At 58.1% G+C, this 14560-nt stretch carries 13 protein-coding genes; 10 read left to right on the top strand and 3 right to left on the bottom strand.

Annotated elements, in window-relative coordinates:
* The first annotated feature begins 1 nt into the window (after position 1).
* Together IPZ49_RS14685 and IPZ49_RS14680 are read left to right on the top strand one after the other, a co-directional pair.
* The gene (locus IPZ49_RS14685) at positions 2-991 is read left to right on the top strand and encodes a fimbrial protein (protein WP_022647513.1); all 990 of its coding nucleotides are present in this window, start codon (positions 2-4) and stop codon (positions 989-991) included.
* Positions 992-996: 5 nt separating this feature from the next.
* Positions 997-1500 carry a fimbrial protein gene (locus IPZ49_RS14680; RefSeq protein ID WP_023299643.1) on the top strand — a complete coding sequence of 168 codons (504 nt, stop codon included), beginning with the start codon at positions 997-999 and terminating at the stop codon, positions 1498-1500.
* On the opposite strand, the gene dinG is transcribed toward IPZ49_RS14680, so the two are convergent.
* Together dinG and rhlE are read right to left on the bottom strand one after the other, a co-directional pair.
* Positions 1487-3664: an ATP-dependent DNA helicase DinG gene (dinG, locus tag IPZ49_RS14675; RefSeq protein WP_038415719.1), complete on the bottom strand. Its 2178-nt coding sequence runs from the start codon at positions 3662-3664 to the stop codon at positions 1487-1489. The two genes, IPZ49_RS14680 and dinG, sit on opposite strands and share 14 nt — an antisense overlap.
* A gap of 97 nt (positions 3665-3761) precedes the next feature.
* On the bottom strand, positions 3762-5144 hold the full coding sequence (gene rhlE, locus IPZ49_RS14670) for an ATP-dependent RNA helicase RhlE (protein WP_017693771.1): 1383 nt from the start codon (positions 5142-5144) through the stop codon (positions 3762-3764).
* Between the two features lie 204 nt (positions 5145-5348).
* Here rhlE and cecR point away from each other — a divergent pair, with 204 nt between their 5' ends.
* The 5 genes from cecR to IPZ49_RS14645 are packed head-to-tail and all read left to right on the top strand — an operon-like array spanning position 5349 to position 11037.
* Entirely contained in the window at positions 5349-6026 is a 678-nt protein-coding gene (gene cecR / locus IPZ49_RS14665; RefSeq protein WP_063146197.1) for a transcriptional regulator CecR, read from the top strand.
* Positions 6023-7018: a secretion protein HlyD gene (hlyD, locus tag IPZ49_RS14660; RefSeq protein WP_063146198.1), complete on the top strand. Its 996-nt coding sequence runs from the start codon at positions 6023-6025 to the stop codon at positions 7016-7018. The genes cecR and hlyD overlap by 4 nt, the downstream gene beginning before the upstream one ends.
* Positions 7011-8750 (top strand): ATP-binding cassette domain-containing protein, encoded by a 1740-nt coding sequence (locus IPZ49_RS14655; RefSeq protein WP_063146199.1) that lies wholly within the window; start codon positions 7011-7013, stop codon positions 8748-8750. The genes hlyD and IPZ49_RS14655 overlap by 8 nt, the downstream gene beginning before the upstream one ends.
* Positions 8740-9873 carry an ABC transporter permease gene (locus tag IPZ49_RS14650; protein ID WP_063146200.1) on the top strand — a complete coding sequence of 378 codons (1134 nt, stop codon included), beginning with the start codon at positions 8740-8742 and terminating at the stop codon, positions 9871-9873. Before IPZ49_RS14655 ends, IPZ49_RS14650 begins: the two co-directional genes overlap by 11 nt.
* Positions 9874-9930: 57 nt before the next feature.
* Positions 9931-11037, top strand: coding sequence for an ABC transporter permease (locus IPZ49_RS14645; protein ID WP_193762852.1), 1107 nt, complete (start codon positions 9931-9933; stop codon positions 11035-11037).
* On the opposite strand, the gene IPZ49_RS14640 is transcribed toward IPZ49_RS14645, so the two are convergent.
* Positions 10999-11409: a YbhQ family protein gene (locus tag IPZ49_RS14640; protein ID WP_003858499.1), complete on the bottom strand. Its 411-nt coding sequence runs from the start codon at positions 11407-11409 to the stop codon at positions 10999-11001. The genes IPZ49_RS14645 and IPZ49_RS14640 overlap by 39 nt on opposite strands.
* Positions 11410-11542: 133 nt before the next feature.
* On the opposite strand from IPZ49_RS14640, the gene IPZ49_RS14635 reads away from it, so the two are divergent.
* From IPZ49_RS14635 to IPZ49_RS14625, 3 genes are read left to right on the top strand one after another with little or no spacing between them, the layout of a single operon-like run.
* The gene (locus tag IPZ49_RS14635) at positions 11543-12304 is read left to right on the top strand and encodes an endonuclease/exonuclease/phosphatase family protein (RefSeq protein WP_022647505.1); all 762 of its coding nucleotides are present in this window, start codon (positions 11543-11545) and stop codon (positions 12302-12304) included.
* Positions 12301-13539 carry a cardiolipin synthase ClsB gene (gene clsB, locus IPZ49_RS14630; RefSeq protein WP_022647504.1) on the top strand — a complete coding sequence of 413 codons (1239 nt, stop codon included), beginning with the start codon at positions 12301-12303 and terminating at the stop codon, positions 13537-13539. Before IPZ49_RS14635 ends, clsB begins: the two co-directional genes overlap by 4 nt.
* Positions 13539-14501, top strand: coding sequence for a YbhN family protein (locus IPZ49_RS14625; RefSeq protein WP_023299637.1), 963 nt, complete (start codon positions 13539-13541; stop codon positions 14499-14501). Before clsB ends, IPZ49_RS14625 begins: the two co-directional genes overlap by 1 nt.
* The last annotated feature ends 59 nt before the right edge of the window (positions 14502-14560 follow it).

The following is a 14560-nucleotide window of genomic DNA, read 5'->3' as shown; positions in this document are numbered from 1 at the left end:
TATGCAAATGATTAAACAGTGCTTTTTCTTACTGATTCTGGGAACCGCTGCGTTATTCATGCCGCATGCGAAGGCGACCTGCACCACGCCGGATCTCCCCAAAATGATCAACGTGGCATCCATTTCTGTCCCGACGACGCTGGCAGTTGGCGCAACTATCCCGGGTACAGAGCAGAGCGTTCATGTTGCCGGGCATTGCGATCAGAGTACCGACAGCGGCCTGGAGATTGTCTCCTGCTACTACGGCACCGGAGCGGAAATGCCAGGGCTCAGGGGGGTATACGAATCCGGCGTGCCGGGGATTGGCGTAGCATTGATGAATGATCACGGGCAGCGAATTAGCGGCGCTGGCGGCGTGCAGTGCGATTCACGTGGAACGCCTGTTGGCTACGTCTCTACCGATGGAACACAGACTTTTAGCTTTGAAATAACGCTTGAGCTGGTTAAAACGAGTGACACCGTGACATCCGGTACGCTGGTGCAGTCTCAAACCGAATTTGGCATTGGCGTTTTCGGCCATGAAGGGATCGGCAACCCTAACCACATCGCCTATGCAGGTAATGTTATTCTTCATCAGGTCACCTGCTCCGTTTTACCGAAAAATCTCACCGTTAATTTGGGCGATTTTCCCGTCAGTGATTTCATCAGCGTAGGTTTTTTATCCAGCCCTGCTCAAAAATTTAATATCACCGTCAACTGTGACACAACCGTACAGCCTGAGCTAAAAATCACCAGCGCGAATGGATATGACACAGCATTTGAGGGGGTGATCAAACTCACGCAGCAGACCGGCATGGCTACAGGCGTCGGAGTAAGAATGCTATTTGATGACCATCTCGCCACCTTCGGTACCTATGTAAGTACCCAAAATCAGGCCGTAGCCAACGAAACGCTGGTGATCCCGTTTGAGGTTCGCTACGAGCAGGTCAGCAATGTAGTCACCCCCGGGCCAGCCAATACTGTGGCAACCATCACCCTCGCTTATAAGTGAACGTCATGAAAAAAACCGCATTGATTCTCGCGCTGGGGCTGATCGCCCAGGCCCACGCCGATGATATACAGATCCAGATGACGGGTAACATTTACGCCAACACGTGCGTCATTGACAGTGCCAGCCGCAACCTGACGGTGGACTTAGGCCAGGCGGCATCGGGTAGTTTTAAAGACGTGGGCGATACCGGCGAGTGGAAGGACTTTTCCCTTTCGGTGTCGCACTGCCCGGCCACGCTGGCGCTTGCCACCGCCTTTTTCTACGGTCAGGCCGACAGCACCCATCCCACCAAATTTGCCAATCTCGGTAGCGCAAAGGGGCTGGCACTGGAGCTGGCAGATCGTCAGGACAAGATACTGATTGCCCCGCAGGCCGCCTTTAACGCTGCCATAAACCCGTCAGACCACACGGCCACGTTCCCGCTGGCCGCACGCTATTACGCCACCTCGATGCCCATCTCTGCCGGCACGTTCAGCAGCGTGATCCAGGTGACCTTCACTTACCAGTAGGACCGCGCCCCTTAGCACGGAAGCTTTTTCGACGCCCGGCAGCCAGTTTTGTCGGGCGTTTTTTTACTTCCGGCACGTCCGGCTGCTCAATCGGGAAGATCGGCAGCGCATTCAGCAGCCGCTGGCCGTAGTTTTTGGTGAGCAGTCGTTTGTCATAAATCACCACCTCGCCCCAGCAGCCATGGCTACGGATCAAGCGCCCGACCTGCTGAATCAGGTTAAACGACGCTGCAGGCAGGCTTTGTACTTCAAACGGATAACGGTTAAGGCTTTTCAGCCATTCGCCTTCGGTGATCACCACCGGGCTGTCGATGGGCGGGAAGGCGATTTTATGGATATGCACCTGCGTCAGGTAGTCGCCTTTCAAATCAAGCCCTTCCGCAAAGGACTGTAACCCCACCAGCACGCTGCGCTCGCCGTTATCAATGCGTTTACGGTGGGTTTCCACCAGCCGATAGCGCGGCTGATCGCCCTGCACCAGCAGGAGTAAGCGCAGATCGGTGACGTGCTCCAGGAAGCGTTGCATCGCCCGACCGCTGGCAAACAGCACCAGCATACCGGGGTATTTTTTACTCTCAACCTGCTCGCGGAAGTAGGCCGCCATTTCCGCAATATGCTGCTCTTCGTTATCGATAAGCGGCTCATAATTCATGCGCGGAATGACCAGCTTGCCCTGCTCACAGTGGTTGAACGGCGAGTCCAGGGCCACAAAACGGTCGCCCGCTTTCTCTTTCAGGCCGCTCATCTCCTGCAACCTTGAAAAGCTGTTCAGGGAACGCAGAGTCGCTGACGTCACTACCACGTGCGGCACGCTGCGCCAGATCAGCTTTTCCAGCTGATCGGCCACGCGGATGCCCACGCAGTGGAAGAAGAGATGTCCCTGCCCGTCTCGTACTTCGCGGGTGGCCCACTTAGTCACCGGCGCGCCGGACGCCTGCGCCATCGAAGCCAGCCGCCAGAGTTTGCTCTGCGCTTCAAACATCCCCAGCGCACGATTCATTTGCAGCAGAATGCGGTGCAAACGCACCACGTCGTGAGTACCGGTTTTCTCGCTGAGATCGTTTAAGAACATCTCCGCCAGCCCGCGCAGCTTTTCCAGGTGCTTCGCCAGCTGCTGGCAAATCTCCATCACTTCCTGCGGCAACTCACCCATCGCAAAGCGGTGTTCCGCCTCCTGGGTGGCGGGGAGATACAGGTTAAGAATATTATTCAGCGAGGCGATGAGGCTGTACACCTCTTCACAGTGCTCGCTCAACCGCTCCGGAACCGCCAGCGGCGGCGTGGTTTTCGGACGGAACTGCTCCATGCAGGTTGCCACCAGTTTGCAGAACAGATCCAGTTGCAGGCGAAACCACGGGGCGGTAATTTCCGCGCTCATCTCCAGCGCATCTCGCGCCACGTCGGGCAGATGATGGCCTTCATCGAGCACCAGCAGCAGGTTTTTGGGCTCCGGCAGGACCGCTTCACTCTCCAGTGCAGCCATGACCAGCGCGTGGTTGGCGACAACCACCTCCGCTTCCTGAATCTCACGCCGGGCGACAAAGAACGGGCACTCGCGATAGTAGTGACAGTTACGGTTCAGGCAGCTTGCTTTATCGGTGCTGAGCCTGCGCCACAGGTCGTCGCCGATCGCCTGGTTGGTGTGATCCCGCAGGCCGTCCCACTTGTAGCCGTCGAGATCGGCCTTCAGCTTTGCGCACTGCTCCTGCTCCGCCTTGTTGTTTGGCGTCAGCTCGTCATCAAGAAACGCGAGCAGATCCTGTTGGGAGGGTTCACTGCTGGCCAGTGCCGCCAGATTGCGCGGACAGACGTAGCGCCCGCGACCAAAGGCGGCGGTAAACCGTAAATCGGGGATAATTTTGCGCAGCAGCGGCAAATCTTTGCTGAAGATCTGATCCTGCAAGGCCACGTTAGCGGTACTGACCACCAGCGTTTTATCTTCTTCCCGCGCGATGGCAATGCCGGGAATAAGATACGACAGGGTTTTCCCGACGCCGGTCGGGGCTTCAATCGCCAGATGTCGCCCGTCGTCCCCGGCGAGCGTTTTTGCCACGTCGGCAATCATCTGCCGCTGCGGGGCTCGGGGGATAAAATCGGGGATCTGCTGTTGTAGCGCCTTATACCATGCGCCAATTTGCGCCTTGAGCGCAGCGGTTAAAGCCATCGGAAAACCTGAAATACTGTATAAACAGCCACTATTGTGGCACTTTCTCTCCGCTGCCGCAAAAAGAAAAGCCCGGCTTTACGACCGGGCTTCCAGATTACTGCGGGTTAGCAGGCTTACGCGGGCGGCGTCGGCGCTGTCCCTCGCCTGCCGGTTTACCTTCGCCGCTACGCCATGGGTTTTCACCGGCCGGTTTGCTGTCGTTATTACGACGCGGCGGTTTGCCCGAAGATTTCGGCGCGCCGCCTTCGGCACGACGCGGCTGCTGACCGCGACCACCGCCGCCCTGACCGCGCCCGCCACCCTGACGACCGTTCTGAATTGGCTCGGCTTTGATTGACGGGTCAACTTCATAGCCCGGGGTTTCAATGCGCGGGATCTCTTTCTTCAGCAGGCGTTCGATGTCGCGCAGCAGCTTGTGCTCATCCACGCAAACCAGAGAGAGCGCTTCCCCGGTTGCCGCCGCGCGTCCGGTACGGCCGATACGGTGAACGTAATCTTCCGGCACGTTTGGCAGCTCGTAGTTCACCACGTGCGGCAGCTCTTCGATATCCAGACCGCGTGCGGCGATGTCGGTTGCCACCAGCACGCGTATGTCGCCGGACTTGAAGTCTGCCAGCGCGCGGGTACGCGCGCCCTGGCTCTTGTTGCCGTGAATGGCCGCGCTGCGGATGCCATCTTTATTCAGCTGTTCCGCCAGGTGATTGGCGCCGTGCTTGGTGCGGGTAAACACCAGCACCTGCTGCCAGTTGCCCTGGCCGATCATCTGGGAGAGCAGTTCCCGCTTGCGCTTCTTATCTACAAAGTGCACGTGCTGCGTCACCTGCTCGGAGGCGGTGTTGCGGCGCGCGACTTCCACTTCCAGCGGGTTATGCAGCAGCTTTTCCGCCAGCGCCTTGATCTCGTCGGAGAAGGTCGCGGAGAAGAGCAGGTTCTGACGACGCGTCGGCAGCTTCGCCAGCACGCGGCGAATGTCGTGGATGAAGCCCATGTCCAGCATACGGTCGGCTTCGTCCAGCACCAGAATTTCGATGTTATCGAGCTTCACCGCGTTCTGGTGTTCGAGATCCAGCAGACGCCCCGGCGTTGCCACCAGCACGTCCACGCCGCCGCGCAGCTTCATCATCTGCGGGTTAATGCTTACCCCGCCGAAAACTACCAGCGAACGAATGTTGAGATAGCGGCTGTATTCACGCACGTTCTCACCAATCTGGGCCGCCAGCTCGCGGGTTGGGGTGAGGATCAGCGCACGCACCGGACGACGGCCTTTGGCGTGTGGCTGGTTTTTTACCAGCAGCTCCAGCAGCGGAAGGGTAAAGCCCGCGGTCTTACCGGTACCGGTCTGCGCGCTTGCCATCAGGTCACGGCCCTGCAAAACGGCCGGGATAGCCTGCTGCTGAATAGGGGTTGGCTCAACGTAGCCCTGCTCTGCGATGGCGCGCAGAATTTCCGGGTTCAGACCAAGGGAATCAAAAGACATAAAAACTCCGAACCGCCCCGACCATCACAGGTGTAGTTTTCAGGGAGATATAACGAATAGAAGGACAAAAACCACAATGTCGCGAAGGAGCGGAGTGTAGCAGCTTTTGTGACGTGGCGCATAAAATATCCCCGGCGATGACTCGACGTTTGCGCAAATCAGGCATAATCTTAATCAATCGATTGATTAATTTTTAATGCTGCTATGAATACAACCCCAACGACAACCAAAGGCGAGCAGGCGAAAAGTCAGCTTATCGCCGTCGCGCTGGCGCAGTTTGGCGAGTATGGTCTGCATGCCACCACGCGGGATATCGCCGCGCAGGCCGGGCAGAATATTGCGGCCATTACCTACTATTTTGGCTCAAAAGAGGATCTATACCTCGCCTGCGCCCAGTGGATCGCGGATTTTATCGGCACCAGCTTTCGCCCGCACGTGGAAGAAGCCACCGCGCTGTTCAGCCAGCCAGAACCGGACCGGGTTGCCATCCGCCAGCTGATCCTTAACGCCTGTCACAACATGATCCGCCTGCTGACGCACGACGATACGCTGAACCTGAGCAAATTTATCTCCCGCGAGCAGCTCTCCCCCACTGCCGCGTACCAGCTGGTACACGATCAGGTGATCGCCCCGATGCATAGCCATCTGACCCGGCTTATTGCCGCCTATACCGGACGGGACGCCAGCGATACGGACACCATTTTGCATACCCACGCCCTGCTGGGCGAAGTGCTCGCCTTCCGTCTGGGGCGTGAGACCATCCTGTTACGTACGGGCTGGACACAATTCGATGAGGATAAAGCCGCGCAAATTAGCCAGGTCATTACCTGTCACGTTGATCTGATCCTGCAAGGCTTAACGCAAAGGAGCCAGAAGTCATGAAAAAACCTGTCGCCATCATTCTGGTGGTTGTTGTCTTGCTTGCTGCGGGAACAGGCGGCTGGCTGTGGTATCAGAGCCAGCAGGATCGTGGCCTGACGCTGTACGGCAACGTGGATATCCGCACCGTGAACATGAGCTTCCGCGTCGGCGGACGGCTGGCCTCGCTGAGCGTTGACGAAGGCGATGCCATCAAAACCGGGCAGACGCTGGGGATGCTGGACAAAGCCCCGTTTGAAAACGCGTTGATGCAGGCAAAAGCGGGCGTCGCCGTCGCACAGGCGCAGTACGACCTGATGCTGGCGGGCTATCGTGATGAAGAGATCGCCCAGGCGGCCGCTGCCGTTAAGCAGGCAAAAGCCGCCTATGACTATGCGCAGAATTTCTATAACCGTCAGCAAGGCTTATGGAAAAGCCGCACTATTTCCGCCAACGACCTGGAAAACGCGCGCTCATCCCGCGACCAGGCGCAGGCGACGCTGAAATCTGCCCAGGATAAGTTAAGCCAGTACCGCACCGGTAACCGCGCGCAGGACATTGCCCAGGCGAAGGCCAGCCTTGAGCAGGCGCAGGCGCAGTTAGCCCAGGCGGAGCTGGATCTGCACGATACCACGTTAATCGCCCCGTCTGACGGTACGCTGATGACCCGCGCCGTGGAGCCGGGCAGCATGCTCAGCGCGGGCAGCACCGTGTTAACGCTCTCCTTAACCCGTCCGGTGTGGGTGCGCGCTTACATTGATGAGCCGAATCTTGGCCAGATGCAGCCGGGCCGCGAACTGCTGCTCTACACCGATGGTCGCCCGGACAAGCCGTATCACGGCAAAGTGGGCTTCATCTCCCCAACGGCCGAGTTCACGCCAAAAACCGTTGAAACCCCGGATCTGCGTACCGACCTGGTGTATCGCCTGCGCATCATCGTCACCGATGCGGACGACGCGCTGCGTCAGGGCATGCCTGTTACCGTGACCTTAAACGACGGGGAACAACATGAATGATGCGGTTATCCAGCTCAATAATCTGGTCAAACGCTTCCCGGGAATGGCTAAACCGGCGGTCGCGCCGCTGAACTGTACGATTCAAAAAGGCTATGTGACCGGGCTGGTGGGGCCGGACGGCGCGGGTAAAACCACGCTGATGCGGATGCTGGCGGGATTGCTGAAGCCGGATGAAGGCAGCGCCAGCGTGCTTGGCCTCGATCCCATCAAAGACGGCGCGGCGCTCCACGGCATACTCGGCTATATGCCGCAGAAGTTTGGTCTGTATGAAGATCTGACGGTAATGGAAAACCTCAACCTGTATGCCGATCTGCGCAGCGTTACCGGCGAAACCCGGCAGAAAACCTTCGAGCGTCTGCTGGCGTTTACCTCCCTCGGCCCGTTCACCGATCGGCTGGCGGGCAAACTTTCCGGCGGGATGAAGCAGAAGCTGGGGCTGGCCTGCACGCTGGTGGGCGAACCGAAGGTGCTGTTGCTGGATGAACCCGGCGTCGGCGTGGACCCGATTTCCCGCCGCGAGCTGTGGCAGATGGTGCACGAGCTGGCGGGTGACGGCATGCTGATCCTCTGGAGTACCTCTTACCTTGATGAAGCAGAGCAGTGCCGTGACGTGCTGCTGATGAACGAAGGCGAACTGCTCTATCAGGGCGAGCCCACCGAGCTGACGCAAACCATGGCCGGGCGCAGTTTTCTGCTACACAGCGCGCAGGAATCCAACCGCAAGCTGCTGCAACGGGTGCTGAAGCTGCCCCAGGTGAGCGACGGGATGATTCAGGGCCGTTCGGTGCGCGTGATCCTCAAAAAAGAGGCCACCGCCGACGATATCCGGCGTGCGCAGGGGATGCCTGAAATCGACATGACAGAGACCGCGCCGCGCTTTGAAGATGCGTTTATCGATCTGCTGGGCGGGGCGGGAACCTCAGAATCACCGCTTGGCGCCATTCTGCACACGGTGGTAGGCACGCCGGGCGAAACGGTCATTGAAGCGAAATCGCTCACCAAAAAATTTGGCGATTTCGCCGCCACCGATAACGTCAATTTTGCCGTGAAGCGCGGCGAGATATTTGGCCTGCTCGGGCCGAACGGTGCAGGGAAATCCACCACCTTTAAAATGATGTGCGGCCTGCTGGTACCGACCTCCGGCAAAGCGCTGGTGCTGAACATGGATCTCAAAGTCAGCTCCGGCAAGGCGCGCCAGCATCTGGGCTATATGGCGCAGAAGTTTTCGCTCTACGGCAACCTGACGGTGGAGCAAAATCTGCGATTTTTCTCCGGCGTCTACGGCCTGCGGGGACGGGCGCAGAACGAGAAAATCGGCCGCATGTGCGACGCCTTTGGCCTGACCGATATCGCCTCACACGCTACCGACGCGCTGCCGCTTGGCTTCAAACAGCGGCTGGCGCTGGCCTGTTCGTTGATGCACGAGCCCGATATCCTCTTTCTTGATGAACCTACGTCAGGCGTGGACCCCCTCACCCGCCGTGAATTCTGGTTGCATATCAATAGCATGGTGGAAAAAGGCGTGACCGTGATGGTCACCACCCACTTTATGGACGAGGCAGAGTACTGCGACCGCATCGGGCTGGTCTATCGCGGCAAGCTGATTGCCCACGGCACGCCGGACGACCTGAAAGCGCAGGCCGCCGACGACGCACAGCCGGACCCGACCATGGAGCAGGCGTTTATCACCCTCATCCACGACTGGGATAAGGAGAATCCTCATGCGCAGTAACGCCCTCTCCTGGCGCCGGGTGCGCGCCCTGTGCGTCAAAGAGACGCGGCAGATTGTGCGTGACCCCAGCAGCTGGCTGATTGCGGTGGTGATCCCCCTGCTGCTGCTGTTTATTTTTGGCTACGGGATTAACCTCGATTCCAGCAAGCTGCGGGTCGGGATCCTGCTGGAGCAGCAGAGTGAAGAGGCGCTGGACTTCACCCACGCCATGACCGGCTCGCCCTACATCGATGCCACCATCAGCGACAACCGGCAGGAACTGATCCAGAAAATGCAGGCCGGTAAAATTCGCGGTCTGATCGTCATCCCGGTCGATTTCGCCGCCAACATGGCACGCCCGGGCGCCGATGCGCCAATTCAGGTGATCACCGACGGCAGCGAACCGAACACCGCCAACTTCGTGCAGGGCTATGCGGAGGGGATCTGGCAGCTCTGGCAGATGCAGCGCGCCGAAGACCGGGGGGAGAAGTTTGAACCGCTGATTGACGTGCAGACGCGCTACTGGTTTAACCCCGCCGCCATCAGCCAGCATTTTATTATCCCGGGTGCAGTCACTATCATCATGACGGTGATTGGCGCGGTCCTCACCTCGCTGGTGATCGCCCGCGAATGGGAGCGCGGCACCATGGAGGCGCTGCTCTCCACCGAAGTGACGCGCGTCGAGCTTTTGCTCTGCAAGCTGATCCCCTACTACTTCCTCGGCATGCTGGCGATGCTGCTCTGTATGCTGGTCTCGGTATTTATTCTTGGCGTGCCGTACCGCGGTTCGCTGGTGGTGCTGTTCTTTATTACCAGCCTGTTTTTACTCAGCACGCTGGGAATGGGGCTGCTGATCTCCACCATCACCCGCAACCAGTTTAACGCCGCGCAGGTGGCGCTTAATGCCGCCTTCCTGCCGTCGATTATGCTCTCCGGCTTTATCTTCCAGATTGACAGTATGCCGGCGGTGATCCGCGCCGTGACGTACATCATTCCGGCACGCTACTTTGTGAGCACCCTGCAAAGCCTGTTTCTGGCGGGGAACATCCCGGTAGTGCTGATTATCAACACCCTGTTTTTGCTGGCGTCGGCGGTGATGTTTATCGGGCTGACGTGGATGAAAACGAAAAGAAGATTAGATTAGCCATCGGATTTTGTAGGTCGGGTAAGCGCAAGCGCCACCCGACAGGAGGACGACGCGATGTTTCACCGTTTATGGACATTGATCCGCAAAGAGCTGCAATCCTTGCTGCGCGAGCCGCAGACCCGAGCCATCCTGGTGCTGCCGGTGCTGCTTCAGGTTGTACTGTTTCCGTTTGCCGCCACGCTGGAGGTCACCAACGCCACCATCGCCATTTACAACGAAGACAATGGCAAGCATTCCGTCGAGCTGACACAGCGTTTCGCCCGCGCCAAAGCCTTTACCCATGTCCTGCTGCTGCAAAGCCCGCAGGCGATCCAGCCCACCATCGACACGCAGAAAGCATTATTGCTGGTGCGCTTCCCGGCGGATTTCTCCCGCAATCTGGACACCTTCCAGACCGCGCCGATGCAGCTGATCCTCGACGGACGTAACTCCAACAGCGCCCAGATAGCGGCGAACTATTTGCAGCAGGTAGTGAAGGACTACCAGCAGGAGCTGATGGCGGGCAAACCCAAACCCAACAACAGCGAGCTGGTGGTGCGCAACTGGTACAACCCGAATCTGGACTACAAGTGGTTTGTGGTGCCGTCGTTAATCGCCATGATCACCACTATTGGCGTGATGATTGTCACCTCGCTGTCCGTGGCACGCGAACGTGAGCAAGGTACGCTGGATCAGCTGCTGGTCTCGCCGCTCGCCACCTGGCAGATATTTGTCGGCAAGGCGGTGCCGGCACTGATTGTCGCGACGTTCCAGGCCACCATCGTGCTGGGGGTGGGAATATGGGCGTACCAGATCCCGTTTGCCGGATCGCTGGCGCTGTTTTACTTCACGATGGTGATTTACGGCCTGGCGCTGGTGGGGTTTGGGCTGCTGATTTCCGCGCTCTGCTCAACGCAGCAGCAGGCGTTTATCGGGGTGTTTGTCTTTATGATGCCGGCGATTTTGCTTTCAGGGTACGTGTCGCCAGTGGAGAACATGCCGGTGTGGTTACAGGATCTGACATGGATAAACCCGATTCGTCACTTCACGGATATCACCAAGCAAATCTATCTGAAGGATGCGAGTCTGGATATTGTGTGGGGAAGTTTGTGGCCGCTACTGGTCATCGCGGCCACAACGGGCTCAGTGGCCTATGCGATGTTTAGACGAAACATCGCGTAGCTTTTTCTCTTTGGTGAGCAACGACACCACCGCAGGCCCTGCGAGGATAGCCAGACCCGCCAGGGCCAGCAGCAGGTTGTTTTGCAGCACGCGTGACAACAGCCACAGGACGATCATTGCCGCACCAAAATACCAGGTGGTGGTGAGCTCTTCGAGCACATCACCCACTTCACGCCAGCGCGCGTCGTGGTGACGCTGTAAAAACAGCATCGACAGCACGGTCACGCCGTAAACCACACATAACCCTAAGCCGACACGCACCAGCGTGCCGCTCATCCAGCCCATCACCAGTACGGCCACGACCAGTAAATGCAACATTATCTGCCAGCAACTCAAACCGGTTGCGACACGAACGCGTTGTTGCCACTTCATGGCTTCTCTCCTGAAGGATTTTTCTCTGCTAATTCAGACTACCGCACTTTACGGAAAATTCCGTAACGCCGCATCTTTTTGTGACGCCTACTACACTTTATTTTCATCGGGATAGTCACCCAGGAAGGTGTTTATGAGCAAAAGAACGCAGCATTTCTCGCTTAAGGTGCTGACGATAAATATTCATAAGGGCTTCACAGCATTTAACCGCCGCTTCATTTTACCGGAGCTGCGCGACGCGGTACGCACCGTCAGCGCCGATATTGTCTGCCTCCAGGAGGTCATGGGCGCGCACGAAGTGCACCCGATGCATTTCGAAAACTGGCCCGACACGCCCCATTACGAGTTTCTGGCGGATACCATGTGGAGCGATTACGCCTACGGGCGCAATGCGGTCTACCCGGAGGGGCATCACGGTAACGCAGTGCTGTCGCGTTTTCCTATCGAGCATTATGAGAACCGGGACGTCTCCGTTGGCGAGAGCGAAAAACGCGGGTTGTTATACTGCCGCATCACGCCACCGGCGCTCGATTTTCCCATTCATGTGGGCTGCGTTCATCTTGGCCTGCGTGAGGCCCACCGTCAGGCTCAGCTACAGATGCTGGCAGACTGGACCAATGCGCTGCCGGAGGGCGAGCCCGTGGTGGTGGCCGGTGATTTTAACGACTGGCGACAGCGGGCCAACCATCCTCTGAAGGTGAATGCGGGGCTGGAGGAGATTTTTACCCGCTCACGCGGTCGTCCCGCGCGGACGTTTCCGGTGCGCTTCCCCCTGCTGCGCCTTGACCGCATCTACGTAAAAAATGCCCACGCCAGCAGCCCGACGGCGCTGGCTTTACTCAACTGGCGACATCTCTCCGACCATGCCCCACTCAGCGCGGAGATCCACTTATGAAATGCACATGGCAGGAAGGTAACCGTATTACGCTGCTGGAAAATGGCGATAACTTTTATCCGGCAGTCTTTGAGGCGATTAGCCACGCACAGCAGAAAGTCTTTCTGGAAACGTTTATCTGGTTTGAAGACGACGTGGGCAGGCAGTTGCACAGCGCGCTGCTGCAAGCCGCTCGTCGCGGTATAAAAATCGAGGTCCTGCTCGACGGATATGGTTCGCCGGATCTCAGCGACGAATTTGTTAACGAGCTCACCGCCGCAGGGGTGGTATTCCGCTATTACGATCCCGGCCCGCGTCTGTTCGGGATGCGCACCAACCTGTTCCGCCGAATGCACCGCAAAATTGTGGTGGTGGACGAAACGGTGGCCTTCGTGGGCGGCATTAACTACTCCGCCGAGCATATGTCGGATTATGGTCCCGAAGCGAAACAGGACTACGCGATCCGTATCGAAGGGCCGGTGGTTCAGGACATCCAGCTGTTCGTGCTGGAAAACTTACCCGGCAAAGAGGCCGCTCGCCGCTGGTGGCGACGCCGCCATCGCCCGGAAGAGAACCGCAAGCCCGGCGAGGCGCAGGCGCTGTTCGTCTGGCGGGATAACGAGGAGCACCGGGACGATATCGAACGTCACTACCTGAAGATGCTGGCGAACGCGAAGCGCGAGGTGATTATCGCCAACGCCTATTTCTTCCCCGGTTACCGGATTTTGCACGCCATGCGCAACGCGGCCCGACGCGGCGTGAGCGTGAAGCTCATCGTCCAGGGTGAGCCCGATATGCCGATTGTGAAGGTGGGCGCGCGTCTGCTCTATCGCTATCTGGTCAAAAGCGGCGTGCAGATCTATGAATATCGCCGCCGCCCGCTGCACGGCAAAGTGGCCGTGATGGATGACCACTGGGCGACCGTTGGCTCAAGCAACCTCGATCCGCTGAGCTTATCGCTCAATCTGGAAGCGAACCTGATCATCCACGATCGCCAGTTTAATCAGACCCTGCGCGATAACCTTCAGGGTCTGATCAATAAAGACTGCGTGCGTGTGGATGAGTCCATGGTGCCGAAACGCAGCTGGTGGAACGTTGGCATCGGTGTGGTGGTGTTCCACTTCCTGCGCCACTTCCCGGCCATGGTGGGCTGGCTGCCCGCGCATACGCCGAAACTGGCGCTGGTGGATCCGCCAGTGCAACCCGAAATGGAAACCCAGGACCGCGTAGAGGCGGAAGATGGAGGGAAAACCTGATGTCGAAATCTCATCCTCGCTGGCGGCTGGCGAAAAAAATCCTGACCTGGCTGTTCTTCATTGCCGTCGCGGTCCTGCTGGTGGTGTATGCCCAAAAGGTCGACTGGGAAGAGGTGTGGAAGGTTATTCGCAACTACAACCGGACAGTCCTGCTGGGGGCGGTTGGCCTGGTGATTGTGAGCTACCTGATGTACGGCTGCTATGACCTGTTGGGACGCGCCTACTGCGGGCATAAGCTTGCCAAACGGCAGGTTATGCTGGTGTCATTCATCTGCTACGCCTTTAACCTGACGCTGAGCACCTGGGTGGGCGGGATTGGTATGCGCTATCGCCTGTACTCCCGCCTTGGCTTACCGGGCGGCACCATCACGCGTATTTTCTCGCTGAGTATCACCACCAACTGGCTGGGGTATATCCTGCTCGGCGGGGTGATTTTCACCATTGGCGTGGTGCAGCTGCCTGCGCACTGGTACATCGATGAGGCCACCCTGCGCATTCTGGGCATCGTACTGCTGCTGATCATCGCCGCCTACCTTTGGGCCTGCGCCTTTGCCAAACGTCGTCATATGACCATTAAAGGACAGAAGCTGGTGCTGCCGTCATGGAAGTTTGCCGTCCTGCAAATGGTGGTTTCCAGCGCCAACTGGATGGCGATGGGAGCCATTATCTGGCTGTTGATTGGCGAAGATGTGAATTACTTCTTCGTGCTGGGCGTGCTGCTGGTAAGCAGTATTGCCGGGGTAATTGTGCATATTCCGGCGGGGATCGGCGTGCTGGAAGCGGTGTTTATCGCGCTGCTTGCGGGGGAGCATGTGTCTCACGGGACGATTATCGCTGCCCTGCTCGCGTACCGCATGATCTACTACTTCCTGCCGCTGGCGCTGGCAACGATCTGTTATCTGGTGCTGGAGAGTCGGGCGAAGAAGCTGCGCGCGAAGAACGAGAAGGCGATGGCAAAATAAAAGCAAAACGGCAACTTCGTTGCCGTTTTTAGGGTTTGTTCCCTCTCCCTGTGGGCTGA

It is taken from the genome of Enterobacter cloacae complex sp. S2, from assembly GCF_015159675.1.
Taxonomy (GTDB): domain Bacteria; phylum Pseudomonadota; class Gammaproteobacteria; order Enterobacterales; family Enterobacteriaceae; genus Enterobacter; species Enterobacter intestinihominis.
The sequence above is the reverse complement of the archived record's forward strand: the minus strand, read 5'-3'. Positions and strand labels throughout refer to the sequence as shown.

What these genes read in the sequence shown, in the direction of transcription:
- cecR (WP_063146197.1), top strand. Translation starts at nt 5,349, where the DNA reads ATGAATACAACCCCAACGACAACCAAAGGCGAGCAGGCGAAAAGTCAG.
- IPZ49_RS14650 (WP_063146200.1), top strand. Translation starts at nt 8,740, where the DNA reads ATGCGCAGTAACGCCCTCTCCTGGCGCCGGGTGCGCGCCCTGTGCGTC.
- clsB (WP_022647504.1), top strand. Translation starts at nt 12,301, where the DNA reads ATGAAATGCACATGGCAGGAAGGTAACCGTATTACGCTGCTGGAAAAT.
- IPZ49_RS14645 (WP_193762852.1), top strand. Translation starts at nt 9,931, where the DNA reads ATGTTTCACCGTTTATGGACATTGATCCGCAAAGAGCTGCAATCCTTG.
- IPZ49_RS14635 (WP_022647505.1), top strand. Translation starts at nt 11,543, where the DNA reads ATGAGCAAAAGAACGCAGCATTTCTCGCTTAAGGTGCTGACGATAAAT.
- IPZ49_RS14625 (WP_023299637.1), top strand. Translation starts at nt 13,539, where the DNA reads ATGTCGAAATCTCATCCTCGCTGGCGGCTGGCGAAAAAAATCCTGACC.
- IPZ49_RS14655 (WP_063146199.1), top strand. Translation starts at nt 7,011, where the DNA reads ATGAATGATGCGGTTATCCAGCTCAATAATCTGGTCAAACGCTTCCCG.
- hlyD (WP_063146198.1), top strand. Translation starts at nt 6,023, where the DNA reads ATGAAAAAACCTGTCGCCATCATTCTGGTGGTTGTTGTCTTGCTTGCT.
- rhlE (WP_017693771.1), bottom strand. Translation starts at nt 5,144, where the DNA reads ATGTCTTTTGATTCCCTTGGTCTGAACCCGGAAATTCTGCGCGCCATC.
- dinG (WP_038415719.1), bottom strand. Translation starts at nt 3,664, where the DNA reads ATGGCTTTAACCGCTGCGCTCAAGGCGCAAATTGGCGCATGGTATAAG.
- IPZ49_RS14640 (WP_003858499.1), bottom strand. Translation starts at nt 11,409, where the DNA reads ATGAAGTGGCAACAACGCGTTCGTGTCGCAACCGGTTTGAGTTGCTGG.
- IPZ49_RS14680 (WP_023299643.1), top strand. Translation starts at nt 997, where the DNA reads ATGAAAAAAACCGCATTGATTCTCGCGCTGGGGCTGATCGCCCAGGCC.
- IPZ49_RS14685 (WP_022647513.1), top strand. Translation starts at nt 2, where the DNA reads ATGCAAATGATTAAACAGTGCTTTTTCTTACTGATTCTGGGAACCGCT.